This window comes from Duganella sp. Dugasp78 (assembly GCF_059491455.1).
The window spans coordinates 6,662,820-6,681,155 of the sequence record NZ_CP168506.1; the positions used below are offsets into that span (position 1 = coordinate 6,662,820).

At 61.4% G+C, this 18,336-nt stretch carries 20 protein-coding genes and 1 pseudogene; 4 read left to right on the forward strand and 17 right to left on the reverse strand.

Annotation, left to right across the window (positions count from 1 at the left end):
* Position 1: 1 nt before the first annotated feature.
* From ACEN9O_RS29560 to ACEN9O_RS29580, 5 genes are all read right to left on the reverse strand, one after another.
* Positions 2-367: a hypothetical protein gene (locus ACEN9O_RS29560; RefSeq protein WP_495618555.1), complete on the reverse strand. Its 366-nt coding sequence runs from the start codon at positions 365-367 to the stop codon at positions 2-4.
* Positions 368-508: 141 nt separating this feature from the next.
* Complete coding sequence (locus ACEN9O_RS29565) at positions 509-646, reverse strand: hypothetical protein (RefSeq protein WP_175001208.1); 138 nt, start codon at positions 644-646, stop codon at positions 509-511.
* Between the two features lie 141 nt (positions 647-787).
* Positions 788-931: a hypothetical protein gene (locus ACEN9O_RS29570; protein ID WP_495615347.1), complete on the reverse strand. Its 144-nt coding sequence runs from the start codon at positions 929-931 to the stop codon at positions 788-790.
* Between the two features lie 194 nt (positions 932-1,125).
* Positions 1,126-2,112: a phosphotransferase family protein gene (locus tag ACEN9O_RS29575; RefSeq protein WP_495615348.1), complete on the reverse strand. Its 987-nt coding sequence runs from the start codon at positions 2,110-2,112 to the stop codon at positions 1,126-1,128.
* Entirely contained in the window at positions 2,109-2,840 is a 732-nt protein-coding gene (locus ACEN9O_RS29580) for an SIMPL domain-containing protein (protein WP_495615349.1), read from the reverse strand. The genes ACEN9O_RS29575 and ACEN9O_RS29580 overlap by 4 nt, the downstream gene beginning before the upstream one ends.
* 118 nt (positions 2,841-2,958) lie before the next feature.
* On the opposite strand from ACEN9O_RS29580, the gene ACEN9O_RS29585 reads away from it, so the two are divergent.
* Positions 2,959-3,108, forward strand: coding sequence for a hypothetical protein (locus ACEN9O_RS29585; RefSeq protein ID WP_495615350.1), 150 nt, complete (start codon positions 2,959-2,961; stop codon positions 3,106-3,108).
* A 1-nt stretch (position 3,109) separates the two neighbouring features.
* On the opposite strand, the gene ACEN9O_RS29590 is transcribed toward ACEN9O_RS29585, so the two are convergent.
* Positions 3,110-3,625 (reverse strand): hypothetical protein, encoded by a 516-nt coding sequence (locus ACEN9O_RS29590; RefSeq protein WP_495615351.1) that lies wholly within the window; start codon positions 3,623-3,625, stop codon positions 3,110-3,112.
* 111 nt (positions 3,626-3,736) lie between these two features.
* On the opposite strand from ACEN9O_RS29590, the gene ACEN9O_RS29595 reads away from it, so the two are divergent.
* Positions 3,737-4,246, forward strand: coding sequence for a UPF0149 family protein (locus tag ACEN9O_RS29595; RefSeq protein WP_495615352.1), 510 nt, complete (start codon positions 3,737-3,739; stop codon positions 4,244-4,246).
* Here the strand turns inward: ACEN9O_RS29595 and ACEN9O_RS29600 are convergent.
* Entirely contained in the window at positions 4,243-4,509 is a 267-nt protein-coding gene (locus ACEN9O_RS29600) for a PAAR domain-containing protein (protein ID WP_495615353.1), read from the reverse strand. The two genes, ACEN9O_RS29595 and ACEN9O_RS29600, sit on opposite strands and share 4 nt — an antisense overlap.
* A 188-nt stretch (positions 4,510-4,697) precedes the next feature.
* Between ACEN9O_RS29600 and ACEN9O_RS29605 the strand changes: the two genes are divergently transcribed.
* Positions 4,698-6,248 carry a glycoside hydrolase family 43 protein gene (locus ACEN9O_RS29605; RefSeq protein WP_495615354.1) on the forward strand — a complete coding sequence of 517 codons (1,551 nt, stop codon included), beginning with the start codon at positions 4,698-4,700 and terminating at the stop codon, positions 6,246-6,248.
* Positions 6,249-6,508: 260 nt separating this feature from the next.
* Positions 6,509-6,691 (forward strand): annotated as a pseudogene (locus tag ACEN9O_RS29610) (IS3 family transposase); the annotation flags it as partial.
* 475 nt (positions 6,692-7,166) lie between these two features.
* Here the strand turns inward: ACEN9O_RS29610 and ACEN9O_RS29615 are convergent.
* From ACEN9O_RS29615 to ACEN9O_RS29660, 10 genes are all read right to left on the reverse strand, one after another.
* Complete coding sequence (locus ACEN9O_RS29615; RefSeq protein WP_495615355.1) at positions 7,167-8,675, reverse strand: tryptophan halogenase family protein; 1,509 nt, start codon at positions 8,673-8,675, stop codon at positions 7,167-7,169.
* Between the two features lie 111 nt (positions 8,676-8,786).
* The gene (locus tag ACEN9O_RS29620; protein WP_495615356.1) at positions 8,787-11,336 is read right to left on the reverse strand and encodes a TonB-dependent receptor domain-containing protein; all 2,550 of its coding nucleotides are present in this window, start codon (positions 11,334-11,336) and stop codon (positions 8,787-8,789) included.
* 92 nt (positions 11,337-11,428) lie between these two features.
* Entirely contained in the window at positions 11,429-11,656 is a 228-nt protein-coding gene (locus ACEN9O_RS29625) for a hypothetical protein (RefSeq protein WP_495615357.1), read from the reverse strand.
* Positions 11,653-12,747 carry an ABC transporter ATP-binding protein gene (locus ACEN9O_RS29630; protein ID WP_495615358.1) on the reverse strand — a complete coding sequence of 365 codons (1,095 nt, stop codon included), beginning with the start codon at positions 12,745-12,747 and terminating at the stop codon, positions 11,653-11,655. Before ACEN9O_RS29630 ends, ACEN9O_RS29625 begins: the two co-directional genes overlap by 4 nt.
* 20 nt (positions 12,748-12,767) lie before the next feature.
* Entirely contained in the window at positions 12,768-12,902 is a 135-nt protein-coding gene (locus tag ACEN9O_RS29635; RefSeq protein ID WP_495615359.1) for a hypothetical protein, read from the reverse strand.
* A gap of 4 nt (positions 12,903-12,906) precedes the next feature.
* The gene (locus ACEN9O_RS29640) at positions 12,907-13,890 is read right to left on the reverse strand and encodes a hypothetical protein (protein WP_495615360.1); all 984 of its coding nucleotides are present in this window, start codon (positions 13,888-13,890) and stop codon (positions 12,907-12,909) included.
* A 26-nt stretch (positions 13,891-13,916) separates the two neighbouring features.
* Positions 13,917-14,801 carry a carbohydrate ABC transporter permease gene (locus ACEN9O_RS29645; RefSeq protein ID WP_495615361.1) on the reverse strand — a complete coding sequence of 295 codons (885 nt, stop codon included), beginning with the start codon at positions 14,799-14,801 and terminating at the stop codon, positions 13,917-13,919.
* Entirely contained in the window at positions 14,798-15,850 is a 1,053-nt protein-coding gene (locus tag ACEN9O_RS29650) for a carbohydrate ABC transporter permease (protein WP_495615362.1), read from the reverse strand. The genes ACEN9O_RS29645 and ACEN9O_RS29650 overlap by 4 nt, the downstream gene beginning before the upstream one ends.
* Complete coding sequence (locus ACEN9O_RS29655; RefSeq protein WP_495615363.1) at positions 15,847-17,115, reverse strand: sugar ABC transporter substrate-binding protein; 1,269 nt, start codon at positions 17,113-17,115, stop codon at positions 15,847-15,849. Before ACEN9O_RS29655 ends, ACEN9O_RS29650 begins: the two co-directional genes overlap by 4 nt.
* Positions 17,112-18,140 (reverse strand): LacI family DNA-binding transcriptional regulator, encoded by a 1,029-nt coding sequence (locus ACEN9O_RS29660; RefSeq protein ID WP_495615364.1) that lies wholly within the window; start codon positions 18,138-18,140, stop codon positions 17,112-17,114. Before ACEN9O_RS29660 ends, ACEN9O_RS29655 begins: the two co-directional genes overlap by 4 nt.
* Positions 18,141-18,336: the final 196 nt, after the last annotated feature.

Consider the following 18,336-nt stretch of genomic DNA (forward strand, 5'->3'; position numbering starts at 1 on the left):
CTTACAAGCCCTGCCTGGCGATATCGGCCAGCGATTCCCGGCCCTTGTCGCTGATATCGTAGCCGCCTTCGGCGCGCGGCACGATGTGGGACTTCTTGCCGAGGAACTGGGCGACGTCGGCGTCGATGGCGCTGGCCGGATCGGCCTCGATGGCGCGCAGGCCCAGCACGCAACGGCGCAGAAACAAGACTTCCTCGCCCTTGTCGGTGAGGGAAATGCGGCCGTTCTTGGCGATGGTGAACAGCTTGATGCCGGCCAGGCGCTTGGTATTGCGTCCGACGCAGGCGCTGACACGCTCGCCCTTGATGCCGCGCTTCACTTCATCGAGCGCGTTGTATTCGTCTTGTGTTAATTTCTCGTTCTTCATTGCCATTTTATCCATAAGAGACTGCTGCGGCCCTCATGGTACGCGCCCGGCGGAGCGACGGCAAGGCTATGCGCCTCCACGGCGCCTCCGATACGCGATCGGAGGCGGCATGGCCGCTTCAAAACGAGAATAAAGTGCGGTTCAAAACGCTCGTATCGCCAGCCAGATCAGGCCGATGGTGGCAAATGCCGCTACACAAATCAAGGCTTGAACACGCTTCGCACTAAAGGCGACGCTACGACGGCCGAGGTAGATTTTGTTGTGTAAGGAATTGCCCATGATGCTCTCCGTGAGAGGTGAATCGATGACATGACTTAATTATAGAAACACTTTGATTACCCTAATGTGACGGTCAGCACAAAGTTTAAAATATGTATCCATTGAGCAACAACCATCACACTTTCTCACCGCATAACATGCTCAGGTTTTGATCGGTGGTTGCTTGGGTTGGGGCTCTTCGATCGGCGCCTGGTCGGGCAGTGGCATATTGTCGGGCGGCGGATCTTTTTCCGGCTGGGGCGGCGGCATATCGGGTTCGGGCGTGGTGTGGGCGCGGATGTTCATGGACTGTCCTCCTAGAAGTGGAAAAGAAGCTGTTCAAGAGGCAGATTAGGGGAAGCGGCGGATAAACAAGCGGTCGATTGCAGGCCAGCGTGCGCTATCGCACGCTGGCCGTCGCTTCACCGTCGGGGTCAAGTCTGACATTCGGACACGAGCTCTGCCGTAAGCAGCATTACGGCGGAGCTCGTGTCCGAATGTCAGACTTGACCCCGGGGTGCTAACGGGAAAATCTGTGCGGCGATCTGGTCCCAGTTGTCGCGCGGGCCGCTGGCCGGGACTTGCTGCATGCAGAACATGACGTCGGAATCCGGCCTGATCAGCATGCACGCCGTCAGTTGGCGCTGCAGCGCGGACGGACCGATATCGCCTGCCCCACCGTACGATGCAAGCAAGGCCTTGAGGAGCACGGGGCTGCCTTGCGCCATGAAGATCATGGGCGTCAACAACTCGAAGCGGTCGCTGTTGCCGACTATCGCATCGCCGAAATCAAGCAGGCCGCTCAGCTTCCAGCGGCCACCTTCCAGCTTCGCCATCAGGTTCCATGGATGGACGTCCATGTGAATGAAGCGCGGCGCCCCCGGTGGCGCAAAGTCCTTCGCCGCTGCGAGGTACGGCAGGACCTGGTCCAGCAAGCCCTTGGGCATCATCCGGCGCTGATGCCGCGCGATGCATCCGTTCACCAGAGCCCGTAAGTACGAGGGCCAATCCACCTTGATCGCGATATCCGCGTCGAAGGTCACGGCGCGCAGTTCGCGCAGGACTTGGCCGGTCTGTTTCATGATCGCGCATTTCTGCTCGATCTCCAGCGTCGGCCACAGGTCCGCCAGCAGAACGCCGTCCAGGCGGGTCAAGACCACGAATACCCAATCGTCGATTTCCCCGCTGCCGATCATTCGAGGCGTTTGCAAGGACAGCTTGCCGTCCAGTAGCGGCGCAACCAGCGCCTCCTTATCGCCCTGCCGGCGCCAGTTGGGCGGCACCAGCTTGACGATCACATCGTCGCCCAGTCCGAACAAGGCATTGGATCCTTGCGGGATTTTCTGCCATGGGCCGTCCGCCAAGCCCAACTCCTGTCGCAGATGCTCGAGTGCCGGCAGCCAGGAGGTCAACGGGGCGTTTTCGATGAAGTCACGGCACGCGGCATTATCGACGCCTCGCGGCAGGCGATTGAGGAAGGCTGTCATTTGATGCGGAAGATCACGTCCACGGTCTGGGTCCATTGCAGCGACTGGATCGACAGGAAGTCTTTCTCCGCCGACGAGGCATTGGTGCCGCGGCGATTGTTGTTGTAGAAGTCCACCGGCAGCAGGCCGACGGCATTGGTCAGGTTGCGCAGCTGGCCGGACGAGATGGCCGTGACGGCGCCCACCTTCTTGCCGAAGCCGGCCGCCATGCCCTCGGCGCGGCGCTGCGCGTCCTTGATCGCGACGGCGGTCAGCTCCTGCTCGGTCTGGAGGCGGTCGCTCTTGCCGAAGCTGGTGCTCATGTGGTCGATATTCGGTTTGCCCAGCAGACCCTGCATGATGGCGCGCCACGTGCCCAGGTTGCGCACGACGATGTGCACCGAGCTGCGGATTTCATATTCCGGTGCCGCGTTCGGATCGGGGTTGGCGGACTTGCGCATTTCCTTGCGCATGTCGCGGAAGTTGATTTCGGTGCCGCCATCCTTGCCTGCATCGCCGCCCTGCCCGGCCAACAAGGCCTGCACTTCCGCCACGCGCGCCTGCACCACGGCCACGGCGGCGTTGGTGTCGGCGTCGAAGGCGCTGATGTCGAAATCGATCTCGCCCATGTCCGGCATGACCGACATGAAGCCTTCGCCGCCGACGTGGATGAAGGGATAATCCGGCAGGTTGGAAGCCTGCGCGGCAATCGGCAACAAGGCAACGGCAAGAGCGAGTTTCTTCAACATCGAATCATCCTTCAAAAGTGAAAGTCGGAGTATCCAATACTTTTTACTATCTGACAACTTGCAAAAAGTGGGGGCGCACCCATTTGCCACTCCAACAACAATCACTCAGGGGAAGACCATGCTGGCTCCAAGACGCCCACGGTCGGTACATGACAACCGCCCGGTCGCGGTGCAGGTGGTCAAGCAGGAGAAGTCGGGCGCAGTCGACAAGCATGTGCTGATCGTCGAGACGCCCAAGCCCAAGCCCGCGCCGCCGAAAGCCAAGTAGCTTACTTGCCCTTGTTGATCTCGGCGACCAACAGGAAGGCTTCGTGGTGAATGGCCTGCTCGGCGGCCTTGAATTCCTGATTGGCTTTGACGAAGGCCGGCTTCTTCAGTTCGGCCTTTTCCTTGGCGCTCGGTGTCGGATCGGAGACATACAGGGCCGCAGGGCCGTTGTAGGTCTGGGTCAGCACTTTCTGGCCGTAGCTGGATTGGTAGTAGCGGGTCATCTCGACCGCCGTCTCGGTGCTGAGCAGGCGCGCCACCGGCAGCGCCATGCGGCTGTAGATGGTTTCGGCGGGCAGCTTGTCAAGCTTGGCCATCACCTGCTCGCGCTGGGCCGGGCTGGGGTACTTGCTCATGCCGGCGGTGGTGCGCAGCATTTTCTCGGCCTGCATGGATGCCATCAGGTCGTGCGCGGCCTTGATCTGGGCGGCGTCCGGCGCGGCGGCGGAGGTTGCGGCGTGCGCCCACGTGGCGCTCATCAGCAAACTGGCCGCGGCCAGCATTTTTATGGCTTTCATATCTGCTCCTCGGATGTAGTTATTGGAACGCATCATATTGGTAAAGACCCGAACATGGCCACATGATTGATGCGTAGAATGTCGGCTCACACAGTCAACGAGGTCCACACCATGCAGCACACCCCACTGAACGACGACGAATACGATGCGCTGGACGCGATGCAGGACGTGTCCTGGCTGGAGGGCTTCCTGACCGCCGTCGTTATCGGCCCGAGCGCACAGGCGCCGGAAAGCTGGTTGCCTGCCGCCTTGAAGACGCCTGCCGCCGAACCGCTGGCGCTGCGCCACTACCACTACATGCGGACCTGGATGAGCAAGGACCCGGGCAGCTTCGAGCCCATCTACGAATGCGGCGGCAACTGGGGACCGGAACAATGGTGCGAAGGATTCGTGGCAGGCATGCAGGTCGATGCGGCCGCCTGGACGCCGCTGCAGGCGGTCCATCCGGAATGGCTGGCGCCGTTCCAGCGCGAGGGCGACGCTTGGACCGACGCGGTAACGTCGTCGGTCATCCAGATCAACGCCTACTGGCATCCGCCGAAAGGCCCGAAAGTCGGCCGCAACGATCCCTGCCCCTGCGGCAGCGGCAAGAAGTACAAGAAGTGCTGCGCTGACGCCTAGCCTATCGTATCGGTCTGCTGGGAGGCGATGAGGACGGCGCCGCAGGACGTCTTCATCCCTTCGACAGCGGTGCTGACGCCCATGATGGTATGCGTGACCGCGCCTTCGACGATGGTCTGCGTGCCACGGCATTTGGGGCAGCTGACCTTGTGCCCGACGCCGGCCACCGGCTTGCCCATCACGATCACGTCCTGATGGCCTTCCAGCACGGTGCCGTGGTGCGACGTCTTGTCCCCCAGCCTGATGATCGCTTTCCCGCCCATATAGCCTCGCATTAATTCAATGCGGCGATCATAGCATTGCCATTTTCTCTACGTCGCACGACAGCGTCGCACGACAGCTGAGCTGCCAAGGGAAAAATAACTCCACGCATTGGTGATTTTGAAAATTGCGGCACACACGACGAACGCGCAAAATGCAGAACCGCGATATCGCTCGACCAGGAATCCCCTTGAAAAAAATACTCAACCTCGTTTTCGCCTGCCTGGTCTTGCCCGGTTCGGCCGCCGCTTTGGCAGAAGCTCAAAATCCCGTCATTTTTGCTGACGTGCCTGACATGGCCATGATCAGGGTTGGTGGAAATTATTATATGAGCAGTACGACCATGCATATGAATCCCGGTCTGCCCATCATGAAATCCACCGATCTTATCAATTGGAAAATCATTAATTATGCCTACGATACTTTGGCCGACACGCCGGAGTTGAATTTGGCCGATGGAAAAAACACCTACGGCAAGGGTACTTGGGCCAGCAGCCTGCGCTTCCACAAAGGCATGTATTACGTCAGCACTTTTTCGCAAACCACAGGCGAAACCTATATTTTTAAAACGAAGGATATAGAAAAAGGAAATTGGGAAAGAATTTCTTTCAAACCTGCGTATCATGACTCTTCCCTGTTTTTTGACGATGACGGCAAAACCTACTTGATTCACAACGCGCATACGCTCAAGATTGTCGAATTGAATGATGACCTGACAGGGGTTAAAGAAGGCGTTCCGGAGAAAGTCCTTATCCAAAATGCCGACGCGCCAGCGGGCGAAAAAATGGGCCTTGTAGCTGAAGGATCCCAATTATTCAAAATAAAAGGCAAGTACTATTTATTTAACATCTGCGCGCCAGAGGGTAAGGGCCGGACCGTAGTGATACATCGGGCCGATAGTATCAACGGTCCGTGGGAAGGAAAAGTTGCCCTGCAAGATAGAGGCATTGCTCAAGGCGGATTGATAGACACGCCCGACGGACGCTGGTTCTCTTATCTGTTCCGCGACTTCGGTTCTGTCGGCCGGATTCCGTACCTGGTGCCCGTCAAGTGGGAAGACGGTTGGCCTGTATTGGGAGAAAACGGGAAGGCTCCGGATAAGCTGGACCTGCCAGCCAGCACAGGTTTGATTCCGAATTTGGTTGCTTCTGACGAATTCAATCGGGAGAAAGGGCAAGCAGCATTGCCATTGGTTTGGCAATGGAACCATAATCCGGACAACAAGCTTTGGTCTGTGCAGGAGAGAAAGGGATATCTCCGGCTTAAAACAGCCAGGCTCGACACCTCGTTTGTACAGGCCAGAAATACACTTACGCAACGTACCATTGGCCCGACGAGCACCGGCTCCACTTTGTTGGACGTTTCCAAAATGAAGGAAGGCGATTTCGCAGGCTTAAGCGCCTTTCAAAAAAACTACGGACAGGTTGGCGTCAGGGTCGAAAACGGCAAAAAATGGATAGTAATGGTCAATGCCGGCTCAGATAAGCCTGTAGAGGTACAGCAAGTTCCTCTGACAAGCAACCACGTCTATTTGAAGATCGATTGTGATTTTACCGATACAAAAGACGAAGCCACCTTCGCGTACAGCCTGGATGGGAAATCGTGGAGTCCTATTGGCAACAAATTGAAAATGAGCTACGCCATCCCACACTTTATGGGCTACCGTTTTGGCTTATTTAATTATGCGACCAAAAATACCGGCGGATATGTAGATTTCGATTGGTTCAGGATTAAATACTAAGATAAATGATAGAGGGGCCAATAGGCTAATGCCGTTCAGTTAAGACTGAGCGGCATTTTTATTTTGTGGTTATAAACATTGCAAAACGCTGCTAACCTGCGGCGCGATGCCAGACGACGCCCGTCATTTCCTCGCCGATGGTTTAGAGTCCCCCGATTGGCGGCGGCTAGGGCAACACCTACCCTACGATTGGATCGAAGAAGCGGTTGAATCGCCCCGGGTTTGAAGGAGGCTCCAACATTTGAGAGAATGGAGCCGCCATCAAGAAATCAGTCCGATATTCCCCCGAAGTGATGGAACGCGCCGTGCGCATGGTCCAAGAGGCCGGCAGCGAGTACGCGTCGCAGTGGGCGGCCATCACGTCCATCGCAGCCAAGATAGGCTGTACATCCGAAACTCTGGGTCGCTGGCTTGTACAAGGCGGAGCTGATACATCGCCGCGCTCCCGTGAAGGCAACAGCTGGCGACGTGCTCTGTTGCGATCCGCCTTATGCCGACAGTGACGAGAAAAAAATTGTTTTATAGGGTATACCTCCGGCCGCTTCTCAACAGCTGACCATGTTGCCCGCGTTGCACTTGCTTGGGAGGCACGGGCTCGGGGCGCGACCGTCATCATCTCGAATCACGACACGCCAAAGACCAGGAAGCTGCATTACAAACGCAGCGCCTCTGCCAGCAATACGCTGATTTCCACGCCACAAAATTCATTTTGCACAGTCCTGGAAAGCCAGCATGCGTGCAGTTAGAAATTATTTTGTACAGACCGGCTGACCGGCTATCCCGGCGTGCGCACCAGCTTCTGATTGATGGCGCAGCCACAATCACGGTGAAGCGCTGGCCAGCCAGCATGGGCAGGTAGATGCGGCCGCTGGCACCCGTTTGTCCAAGGTCTGGAACGGATGCGGTCGGACAATCACTCTAGTCTTCTACGGCGCAATAGCGGCGAATGAAGGCGGCGTGGCTGGGCATGGCCTGCGCTGCGCGCGCCATTGCCTGGTGTTGCCGCTCCAGCATGTGGGCGCTGCCTGCGCCGCGGAGGTCGAGCAGTGGATCGTGCCGTTCCGGGTGGTTATGCTGGCCAATGTGCACCGCGAGCCACGAGGCATTGCCGAACAATTCCTGGCCATCCGAAATTAGGCGGCCATAGCGACGAAAATGATCGATCTTGTAGCGCAGCGTGTCCGGTATCGGCATGGCGGCACAATAGCGCCACAGCGGCGAGTCGTCGCGCGAGGTCAACTTGTAGTGGAGGATCAGGAAATCGCGTATGCGCTCCGATTCATTTGCCGCGATGCGGTTGAATTCCTCTGTCACCAGTGGATCGAAGTCGCGGTCCGGGAACAACGCAAGCAATCGGGATATACCTGACTGGACCATATGTAAGCTGGTCGATTCCAGTGGTTCCATAAAACCGCTCGCTAGGCCAAGGGCCACCACATTCTTGTTCCAGCATTGCTTGCGGCGTCCAGTGGTGAAGCGCAGTGGGCGCGGTTCGGTCAGCGCCTTACCGTCCAGGTTGCTGAGCAGGGTGGTGGCCGCTTGATCATCGCCGAGAAATGCGCTGCCGTATACGTAGCCGTTGCCGGTGCGGTGTTGCAGCGGGATGCGCCATTGCCAGCCGGCGCTGCGCGCGGTCGAGCGCGTGTATGGCTCCAGTTCGGCAGTGGCTGCGCTGGGCACCGCCATGGCCCGGTCGCAGGGTAGCCACTGGCTCCAGTCCTCGTAACCGGTGTGCAAGGTCTCTTCAATCAACAGGCCGCGGAAGCCCGAACAATCGATGAACAGGTCGCCTTCGATCTCGCGTCCGTCGGACAGGCAGACCGTGCTGATGAAACCATCCTCGGGGCGGAGCACCGCGTGGCTGATCTTGCCCTCGGTGCGGATCACGCCGCGTTGTTCCGATATTTCCCGAAGCAAGCGGGCGTATAGCGTGGCGTCGAAATGATAAGCATAGTCGAACGAGGATTGCAGAGAACGCGGGTCGCGCGACGGCTTGTCAAAACGGCCCCGGCTGGCGGCCGCCCACGCCATCGAGTACTGATCCAGCGGCAAGGCGCCGGCCTGGCCGCGCTGGCGTAACCAATGCTGATGCAGTGGCGCCAGGTCGAACTGGATGCCGTGGGGGCCGAAGGGATGGAAATAGCGCTGACCGGATTGCGCCCAGTCGAGAAATTGGATGCCCAGTTTGAAAGTGCCCTGGGTCCGCCTCAGGAATTGCACTTCATCTATGCCCACCATCTGGTTGAATATTTTGATCGGCGGGATGGTCGCTTCACCTACCCCGACGGTGCCGATCTCGTCAGATTCAACCAATGTGATGCTGCAGCCCTTGCCCACAGCGGCAGAAAGGGCGGCTGCGGCCATCCAGCCGGCAGAGCCGCCGCCGACGATGACGATGCGGCGCAGCCTGCGGTCTTGTGTATGCATGGATGCTTCCTCTGTCTGGTACTGAGAATTAGACTATCAAGCTTGCGTTAGGTCCCTTTTCAACGCCGGTTGCGCGCAATGTCATACCGCGCTCAACCGGCGCTTTACCCATTAGAAGTTGTAGCGAAGCGATGCGCTGATGGTGCGGCCAGTTTCCCCGCCGCCGGCGAACACCGTGGTCGAACCGTTCACGAAGCCGCCACCGCTGGTCGGGTAGATCTTGTTTGCCAGGTTATTGGCATTCAGGGAGGCGACGATGTTGTTGCCGAAGTCGTAGTTGAGAAACGCATTGACGATGTAGTGGCCGTTGATCTTCACGACGTTGTTGTTGTCAGCAAACACTTCGCTCTGGCCACGCACCGTCATACCGACCACCGCAGGTCCCATCTGATAGCGCGGCGAAATGGTGTAACGCACTTTGGGCGTGCCCCCCGAAGTCTTGCCGACCTGCGAAGGATCGCCCTGGTTGGACGTCATCGTCTCGTCCGAGTACACCAGGTTGGCGACCAGCGCCAGATTGCCGATCGAACCGCCCGATTCCAGTTCCACGCCGCTCGCCTTGTAGCCGAGGACATTGAGCTTGGGTCCCTGATAACCCGGCTTGGCCGGATCGTCCTGACGCCCCTGGTCAAAGTCGAACTCGTTCGTGGTCGAGTGGAAGAAGGTCGCGGCGAGGCCGTAATTACCCCAGTCGGCACGGCCGCGGTACTTCATGCCCAGTTCGCTCTGCTTGACCGCCGCCAGCGCAGAAGACTGGCCACCGGCGGTCAGCTTGCCGGTTACGGCGTCGATGTTCGACGAGAACAAGAAACGATCGGCGATTGCGCGATAACCCTTGCTGTTACGCACGAACATGCTCAAGTCCTTATTGATGCGGTAGTTCACACCGAGCGAGTAGTTGTTGTAGTGAATCGTGTAATCGACCAGGCCGCGCGGCACGTTGGGATCGATCAGGTAGACGTTCTTCTCGGCGCCGGTGATGATGCCGTCGCCATTGACATCCTTGGCGCCCGCAGTGCCGGCAACGTAGCTGCCGTTGGCGGAGAACGACTCGTGACGGAGTCCGGCGTCCAGATCGAAATCGCCGACCGACGCGTTCAAACCGAGGTACGGCGCGTTGGTGGTGAACTTGGCGTCGACGTCGCGCGCGCAGCAACCGCCCCACTCGTTGTTGTAACCAGTCAGGCCGGCGGTGGTCAAGGCGATGCCGGCGGCGTCGTAGACATCGAGCACCGCGCCGTTCTGGCCGGCTTCCGTCACGCGATCATTGATCGACCAGCGCTGAACCACGTTTTGCGTCGAATGGTACAAGCCGGTGTGCACCTCCACCGAACCGAACGACGTTTTGAACAGTTTCGACAGCGACAGGTCGTTGACCAGGTTGCCCATGTCGGAGCTGGTGGTGTGGATCGCTGCGCTCTGCGACACCAGGCCGGCCTTCAGATTGGCCTCGGTGACGACCTGGCCGACGTTCGGTCCGTTGTAGTACTTGGCATACGTGGCGCCGGAGCCGAAATTGCTGAGCATGCTCGACAGGGTCGACAGATTCCAGAATTGTACCTGGAAGGCATTCGCGTTCTGCGATACGCGGAACTTGTTGTCAACCGTAAAGCCGTTTTCCAGGACGTTATGGAATTCGAAGCCGAGCGACTTGGAATTGACCGTGATGCCGTCCACGAGCGAGGACGTATATAGCTGGTGGGTCAGCGGATCGATGCCAGACATCGTGCTGTTGTAGATCGAGTACTGCGAATCGCGGGCGCCGTCAAATCCAGGGGGCAGCGAGAAGCTGCCGATATTGTTGCCGTTCTGTCTGGCACTCAGGAAGCCCTGCGAGGTTGGTGCATGCTCGTTGAGCAGCTTGACGTTGAGCCGGATATAGCCCTTGCCGCCGTTAAACTCTTTGGTGATATTGCCCTTGAACTGATAGCCCTGCAGCGCATTCGGGGTGGTGTGACGGGCGCCTTCGCCTTCGCGATAGTAGCCGCCAATGTGGTAGTACAGGTCTGGCGCCAGATGCGCGCCGAAGTCGCCGTCAAAGCGCGTCTCGACATAGTTCATACCGTGCGACAGGCCGATCGAGCCACCGTCTTCCTTGCCAGTCTTGCTGAGGTAATTGATGACCGCGCCAGGAGCGTGCGAGGCGAACACCGACGAGGAACCGCCGCGCAGCGTCTGGATCGAGTCGACGTTGTTGTCGAAGCGGATCCAGTAATCGTTGTTGCCAAAGTTCATGTCACCGAATTGCACGGTCGGCAGACCGTCTTCCTGCAGCTGCACATACTTGGAACCGCCCGATGAAATCGGCAGACCACGGACCGAAATGTTCGCGTTACCGCCGGGACCGACGCCAGCCTCGGTCTGAATGCCGGGAATCAGCAATAGCACTTCCGACTCGGAGCGGGCGCCGAAGTCCTTGATCTGTTCTTGTCCGATGTCGGTGACCGACAGGGAACTGCGCATTTTCGACGCCGCTTGCGAGGTGCCGGTTACCACCACGCGGTCCATGCCGAGCGCGTCGGAAGTCTTGTCATCGACCGCGACCTTGGCCGCGGCCGCATTGTCCTGCGCCCAGGCCGGCGACATCAGCGCGCCGGCGATCGCCAGCGAGAGGGCCGATACCGGCCCCAGCGCGGCGCGATTGAATGCGGATTGTTTCATGTTCATCTCCATTAGTTCTTATAGCTGCGATTGACAAAAAAAAGACCAGGCGAAACGTACTACGGTGTTGCAACTTCATTTAATTCAAGCGCTCACTGCTCTTGCGCCGCCGGCACTGCGCGCCAGCACTCCTCCTCGCCGATTTGATAGCGGCCGAAAGGGTCGCCGGCCAGGCCGCCGAAGAAGCAGCTGCGCCGCCTGAGCCGCGCCAGCCCGACCGCCACGTTGAACGGCGAACCGCCGGCATGCGCGGCCACCGTCAAGCGCTCGCCGGCATCGACGAACATGTCGACCAATGCTTCACCACAGACGACGATCATGGCCGCGCCTCCTGCTCGCCGGCGGCGGCGATACGCGTGCCGGCCGCGTCGAACAGATGCAGGCGGCCGGGCCGCACGGCCAGCCGCACGGCGCTGCCTTCCGGCGGCGGCTCCTCCTTGACGCTGGCGACCAGCGCTTGCGCCAGTCCCGGCACGGACAGATGCAGTAGCGATTCGGCGCCGAGGCGCTCGACCAGTTGCAATGTCGCGCGCAAAGGACCGTCGGCCGCCAGCAGCAAGTGTTCAGACCGCACGCCGGCCGTCACGGCGCCGTGGCCGGCCGCGCCGTCGGCCGCGCGCCAGGGCAGCGTGGCGTCGCCCACCGCCACCCGGTCCGCTTGGTCGTGCCGGGCCGCGAACAGATTCATTTTCGGGCTGCCGATAAAGCCGGCCACAAACAGGTTGGCCGGGCGCTCGTACAAGCGCATCGGCGCGCCGATCTGCTGGACACCGTCCGGCCCCAGCACCACGATGCGGTCAGCCAGCGTCATCGCCTCGACCTGATCGTGGGTGACGTAGACCATGGTGGCACCCAGCCGCCGGTGCAGCCGGGCGATCTCGACGCGCATGTCGGCGCGCAGCGCGGCGTCCAGATTGGACAAGGGTTCGTCGAACAGGAAGGCGCGCGGCGCGCGCACGATGGCGCGACCGATCGCCACCCGCTGGCGCTGTCCGCCCGAGAGTTGCGGCGGGCGGCGCTCCAGAAGATGGTCGATCTGCAGCAGCTGGGCCGCATCGCGCACCCGACGATCGAGCTCCGCTCGCGGCGTGCGGTTCAGGCGCAAGCCGAAGGCGATGTTTTCAAACACGCTCATGTGGCCGTACAGCGCATAGTTTTGAAATACCATCGACAGGCCGCGCTTGACCGGCGCCAGCTCGTTGACGCGCACGCCATCAATGCGGATCTCGCCGCCGCTGACGTCTTCCAGGCCGGCGATCATGCGCAGCAAGGTGGACTTTCCGCAACCGGAAGGACCGACCAGCGCCACGAACTCGCCATCCCCGATCTCCAGGCTGACGTTATTCAGCAATTGCCGGGCCAGCCGGCCGGGGTAGGTCTTGGCCACCCCTTGCAATATGATTTCTGCCATTGTTGTCTCCGCTGTTATTGTCAGTGCGTCACGGCCGGCCGCCCTACCTGCGGCGCCTGGAAGCGATCCTCCGGATCGCCGATCACCGCGACACGCTGCACGCCGCCATGCCCGGCCGGAGCCGCCCTAAGCAGGAAAAAAATAAAATGTCTCACGTTGTCATTTCTTGGCAAAAAAATCGGCGACGCGGTATTCGCCATCGGTCCGCCGCAACGGCATCGGATCACAGATGAATCCGCCGAACTGGCCGTCGGCGGCATTGTCGACAAACGCCATCAGGCTGTCCTGCCCGGTCAACGGGTCGGGCAGGATTTTGCCGGCGTAGCGGCGGCATGGCGCGTCGCCGTCCAGGAAGCCCGGCGCCGGCGCCCACGGCCCGAGCGGATCGGATGCCATCAGGTAATGCGTGCCGGATACGCCGCCCGTTTGCTGTTCGCGCATATGCGGCATCCAGTGTTCACGGACGTTGCAGAAGGTGCAGTACCAGCGGCCGTCGCGCTCGAACACCTGCGGCACCTCGAGCTGGCCGTAATGTCCGCCCTGGTAAACGGGCGCGGTCGCCTCCCAATGCACCAGGTCGGCCGACACCGCATGCCCGATCACGCCGCGCCCATAGACCGGGCCGTCCGGCCGCCGCGCGGTGAAGAACATGTGGTACATGCCGTCGATCTTCTCGGCCAATACATACGGGTCGCGCAGTGCGCGGTCGTGCCATTGCGGATCGGCCGCGTCGTGCTCCTCGTAGTGGCGGGTATCCAGATCCAGCGCCAGGCCGCTGCCGACGCGCTGCCATGGGCCACCGATATGTGCGGAGACGGCGTGGCCGATGCGCTGGCGCAGGCCCTGCTCGGCACGGCAGGTGCCGGTGTAGAACAGGTGGTAGCGGCCTTCGGCGTGGATGACCGAACCGGTCCAGGTGGTGAAATCGTCCCACGCCGGCTCCGCCGCCGGGCCGAATACGGTGCCGGCGTAACGCCAGTCGCGCAGATCACCGGACACGGCATGGCCGATCGACACATTCCAGTGGCGCAGATTGGGATCGCCGATGGCCTTGTCGGCCTGCAGGAAGAACAGATGCTGCTCACCTTGCTCGGCGTAATGCCAGAAATCCCAGATATATTTGTCGTCCAACTTTAATGCCATCGTCTATGCTCCTGGTGGTAAATGGTTTAACCCTTGATGCCCGAGCCCAGCACCGACGCCACGAAACGACGCTGGCAGGCCATGAACACGGCCAGCACCGGCAGCGTGATGATCGAGGCGTAAGCCATGATCTGTCCCCAGGAGTTGGTGCGGCCAAAGAACTGCTGTATGCCCGGCTGCACCGGCCTCAGCGCGGCGCCCTGGATGACCATCGACGGCCACAGGTACTGGTTCCAGGCGCCGAGAAACAGCACGATGGCGGCGGTGGCGATCACGGGACCGCTGTTGGGCATGATGATGCGCCAGTAGATGGTCCACGGACCGGCGCCGTCCATCTTGGCCGCCTCGTCCAGCTCCGCGGGGATGTCGCGGAAAAACTGATAGAACAGGAAGACGCAGAACGCGTTGGCCAGGAAGGGCACGATCTGCACCTGCAGGCTGTTGAACCAGCCGTGGTGCAGCAGCAGCGCACCATGCGCGTAGCCCGGCCATGGCAGGCGCGCCACCACGGACAGCAAGGGAATGGCGATCACCTCGAACGGCACCACCAGCATCGCCAGCACCAGCGTCAGCACAGCCTGGCGTCCTTTCCAGCGCAGCCGCGCCAGCGCGAAGGCCAGCATGCTGTTGACCAGAATGCCGCCGGCGACCGTCAGCGCGGCGACGACCGTCGAGTTGAGCATGAAGGTGGGCAGCTCGCTTTTCTCGAACACGGCGCGATAGTTGACAAGCGACCAGTCCGGCGCGGGCAGCAAGGCGGTCCAGCTACTCAAGTCCCTGAAGATCGCGGTGTCGCTCTTGAACGACGCAGCAAACATGAACAGCAGCGGCAAGGCGAACAGCAGGCCGATGGCGCTCATCACCATGCCCATGCCCAGCGCGCGCAGCCGGCGCGCGATCAGCGGCCTCATGCGGCCGCCTCTTGGGACGACCACTTGCGCTGCAACAATGTGGCAGCCAGTACCAGCACAAAGAAGACCAGCGCCACGGTCGAACCATAGCCGACGTCCTGCTCGCGGAAGCCGGTGCGCACCGCGTGGTAGATCACGGTGCTGGTCGAGTCCAGCGGGCCGCCGGCCGTCATCACGTCGACCTGAGTGAACAGGCCGAAGGCCATGATGGTCGTCGACAGCAACACGAAAATCAAGGTGTTGCGCAAGCCCGGCAGCGTGACGTAAACAAAGCGCTGCCAGGCGTTGGCGCCCATCAACGTCGCGGCCTCGTACAGTTCGGGATTGATCGACTGCAGGCCGGCCAGAATGATCAGCATCTGGAAGCCGGCGCCCTGCCAGGCCGACATCACGGCGATGGCGGGCAGCGCGTAGGCCGGGTCGCCCAGCCAGTCGGGACCGGCGTTGCCGTCGCCGGTCACGGCGCGCAGAAGCTCATTGATCATGCCTCGATCGGTGTTCAGCAGAAAGGACCAGACGATGGAGACGATCACCATCGAGGTCACGACGGGCGAAAAATATACGGTGCGGAAAAAGCCGCGTCCACGCACTTTTTGGTTGACCAGTAGGGCCAGACCGAGCGCCATGGCGCATTGCAGCGGCATCGCCATCGCCGCGAACCGGAAGGTGTTCGCCAGCGAGCGGTAGAACAGCGGGTCGGTGGCCGCCAGCACCACGCGCGTACGGCCGAATTGCAGGCGGAACGCTTCGCGATAGCCGTCCAGGCGCGGCTGGGCGGCGCGCACGGCGCGCCAGCCGGGGTAGCGCGGCGCACCGTCGGCGGCGACAGGTTCGACGACGACCACTTGCAGCGACAGCAGGCGGCGGAAATTATCGAGGCCGACGAACTCGGTTGGCTGCGGCGACACCAGGCGGTGATTGCTCAAGGTTGCGCCCGCCGCGACGATCAGCGGCAGCAGCAAAAACACCAGGAACAGCAGCATGGCGGGGGCGACAAACAAGGCCGCCGACCATGCGCTGTCCTGGCCAAGGGAGGAAGCGGATTTCATTTCATGGTTCCGGTGTGCGGCGCCTGCAAGCCGTAGCCTTTGTTGCGCGCGATGTTGTATTCGATTGCCTCGACCGCCTCGTCGAGCGCCTCGGCGGCATCCTTGCCGCTGCGGATATCGCTCAGCGCCTTCGCGAACACCGACGACATGGCCGGGTAAAGCGGCGTGGCAGGCCGCACCACGGCGTAGCGCCGGGCGAATTCGTAGAAAAACCGCAACGCACCGCCGGGACGGTAGTTGTCACTCAGCGCCGCGCTTTGTTCGCTCATCGGCACCAGCCCGGTGGCGTTGGATACGGCGGCCATTTCGGCGGGCGTGACCAGAAAGGCCAGGAAGGCGGCAGCCCCTTGCGGCGTCGGGCAGGAACGGCTGATCCCCCATTGCCAGGAACCGGCGCCGACTTTCGGACCCTGGCCGAAATCCGGTGGCGGCATCGCCAGCAAATCGTCGCCGAAGCGCTGGCGGTACGCGCCAGCGGCCCACGAGCCGGTGTAATGGAACAGCGCCCGGCCCTGTATGAACGCTTGGTCGTCGGCCGGATTGCGCTCCGCCAGGCGGTCGCTGAACAGCTGGCCAAAATACCGCGCGGCGCGCACCGCGTCGGGACCATTGAGCACGCCGTCCACGCGCAGATAATCGCGCCGGTCGATCAGGTCGCCACCGGCGCTCTGCAGCCAGGGCGAAAACGCATAACTGGGCCACTCCGCCTTGTAACCGCTGTTCAGGTCCAACGGATAGCGATAGCGGCCCTCACGCCGGGCCTTGAGCAGGATGTCGCGCAGTTCTGCGGCGCTGTAGGGCTGCTCCATGGTGGCCGCGCGCGCGCGCAGCGCCAGCAGCGCCGAGCGCCGCGCAAACAGCGCCAGCACCACGTCGAATTGGCCGACGCTGTAGGTCCGGCCCTGGTAAGTGCCCCGCCCGCCAGGCAGCAGCGCGTTGATGCTGGCCTCCGGCAGCAGGCCATCGAGCGGACGCACATGGCCGGCCCAGGCAAAATTGGGCACGCTCGGCTGATCCATCGTCAGTACGCAGGGCAAACCCTCGACCAGCGAGGCGGCGCCGATAGCCTGCTCATACGAACCTTGCGGGATGGCCTCCATGACCACTTTCCATTGCCGCTGCGACGCGTTAAAGCGCGCCACGGCGGCCTTGCTGGCGGCCATTTCGGCGTCGCCCGTATCGTGCCGCCAGGCGCGGATTTCCGTCGGGGCGGCGCCCGCCAGCGCCGGCAGCAGCAGGCAGGCGGCCAGGCAGGCGCCCCTCATGTCACCGCCCTGCCAGTGGCGGGCGCTGCGACCGTGCCGCGCCGGACGGGAAGGCACGGCACCTTGATGCTGAACGCCTGGGCGACACCGCCCGCCAACGCGTGCCGGGTGGCCAGTTCGCCGATCTCGCGGTAAGGCAGCGCGACCGTGCTCAGTCCGGGATGCAGCGCCTCGGAGATCAAGCGAAAATCATCGAACCCCACCACCGATACCTGCTCCGGTATGCGCAGTTGGCGGCCCTGCAGCAGGAAGATTACGCGCATGGCCATCTTGTCGTTACCGCACAGAATGCCGGTCGGCTGGCGCTCGCCCTGGAACAGCCGGTCGAGCGTTTCCGACAGATGGGAGAACTCATCATGCTGGCTCGGTTCAGCGCCGTGCAGCAGCCACTCGGGATGGGCCACCACGCCGTATTCGCGTAGCGCCCGCTGGAATCCGCGCAGGCGCAGCCCTGTCGCCACCATACCGGGAACGAGCTGAAGGAAAGCGATCTCGCGATGTCCCGCGTCGAGCAGCATGCGGGCCGCTTCGTAGCCGCCCTCCTCGTCGTCGGGAACGATCTGCATATAGCGCGGATAGGGTTCGTAGCAGTTGGCCAGCGCCACCGGCGTGCTGCCCAGCGTCGCCTCCAGCATCGTCTGGCGGTGCGACTGGGTGGCGAACAGGATGGCTTCCACCCGGTGCGCGCGGAAGCTGGCCACCAGATTGTGAATCGCCCCGGGCCGGCCGCCGGCCTCGCCGATCAGCAGGATCTTGCCCTGCTGGTCGCACACCTTCTGGATGCCCTTGATGATCTCGTAGGAATCGGGAGTGGTGGTGATCTCGTCGGCCACCACGGCCACCAGCCCGGCGGGCATGCCGCGCAGGGAGCGGGCGGCCGCGGATGGCGCGAAGTCGAGCATGGCCATGGCACGCTCGACCCGCAGCCGCGTCTTTTCCGACACGTCGGCCCCGCCATTCATCACGCGGGATACGGTCTTGATCGAGACATTGGCCTTCTCGGCAACATCATGAATGGTAGCCACTGCGATCTCCCAATATTTTCTGTGGCGACAACTGTCTATCGTTGTCATTTTTGGCGAGTATACGCGCCACCATAATCAAAGTCAATAGCCCTGACCTTGCCTTTACGCGCCTTCCATCTCCCCCGGCAGCCCCATGCCGGCGGCAACAACGTCATCGATTGACTTCTCAGGCGTATTTGCATATCATGGACCAAAA

What these genes read in the sequence shown, in the direction of transcription:
- ACEN9O_RS29560 (WP_495618555.1), bottom strand. Translation starts at nt 367, where the DNA reads ATGAAGAACGAGAAATTAACACAAGACGAATACAACGCGCTCGATGAA.
- ACEN9O_RS29565 (WP_175001208.1), bottom strand. Translation starts at nt 646, where the DNA reads ATGGGCAATTCCTTACACAACAAAATCTACCTCGGCCGTCGTAGCGTC.
- ACEN9O_RS29570 (WP_495615347.1), bottom strand. Translation starts at nt 931, where the DNA reads ATGAACATCCGCGCCCACACCACGCCCGAACCCGATATGCCGCCGCCC.
- ACEN9O_RS29575 (WP_495615348.1), bottom strand. Translation starts at nt 2,112, where the DNA reads ATGACAGCCTTCCTCAATCGCCTGCCGCGAGGCGTCGATAATGCCGCG.
- ACEN9O_RS29580 (WP_495615349.1), bottom strand. Translation starts at nt 2,840, where the DNA reads ATGTTGAAGAAACTCGCTCTTGCCGTTGCCTTGTTGCCGATTGCCGCG.
- ACEN9O_RS29585 (WP_495615350.1), top strand. Translation starts at nt 2,959, where the DNA reads ATGCTGGCTCCAAGACGCCCACGGTCGGTACATGACAACCGCCCGGTC.
- ACEN9O_RS29590 (WP_495615351.1), bottom strand. Translation starts at nt 3,625, where the DNA reads ATGAAAGCCATAAAAATGCTGGCCGCGGCCAGTTTGCTGATGAGCGCC.
- ACEN9O_RS29595 (WP_495615352.1), top strand. Translation starts at nt 3,737, where the DNA reads ATGCAGCACACCCCACTGAACGACGACGAATACGATGCGCTGGACGCG.
- ACEN9O_RS29600 (WP_495615353.1), bottom strand. Translation starts at nt 4,509, where the DNA reads ATGGGCGGGAAAGCGATCATCAGGCTGGGGGACAAGACGTCGCACCAC.
- ACEN9O_RS29615 (WP_495615355.1), bottom strand. Translation starts at nt 8,675, where the DNA reads ATGCATACACAAGACCGCAGGCTGCGCCGCATCGTCATCGTCGGCGGC.
- ACEN9O_RS29620 (WP_495615356.1), bottom strand. Translation starts at nt 11,336, where the DNA reads ATGAAACAATCCGCATTCAATCGCGCCGCGCTGGGGCCGGTATCGGCC.
- ACEN9O_RS29625 (WP_495615357.1), bottom strand. Translation starts at nt 11,656, where the DNA reads ATGATCGTCGTCTGTGGTGAAGCATTGGTCGACATGTTCGTCGATGCC.
- ACEN9O_RS29630 (WP_495615358.1), bottom strand. Translation starts at nt 12,747, where the DNA reads ATGGCAGAAATCATATTGCAAGGGGTGGCCAAGACCTACCCCGGCCGG.
- ACEN9O_RS29640 (WP_495615360.1), bottom strand. Translation starts at nt 13,890, where the DNA reads ATGGCATTAAAGTTGGACGACAAATATATCTGGGATTTCTGGCATTAC.
- ACEN9O_RS29645 (WP_495615361.1), bottom strand. Translation starts at nt 14,801, where the DNA reads ATGAGGCCGCTGATCGCGCGCCGGCTGCGCGCGCTGGGCATGGGCATG.
- ACEN9O_RS29650 (WP_495615362.1), bottom strand. Translation starts at nt 15,850, where the DNA reads ATGAAATCCGCTTCCTCCCTTGGCCAGGACAGCGCATGGTCGGCGGCC.
- ACEN9O_RS29655 (WP_495615363.1), bottom strand. Translation starts at nt 17,115, where the DNA reads ATGAGGGGCGCCTGCCTGGCCGCCTGCCTGCTGCTGCCGGCGCTGGCG.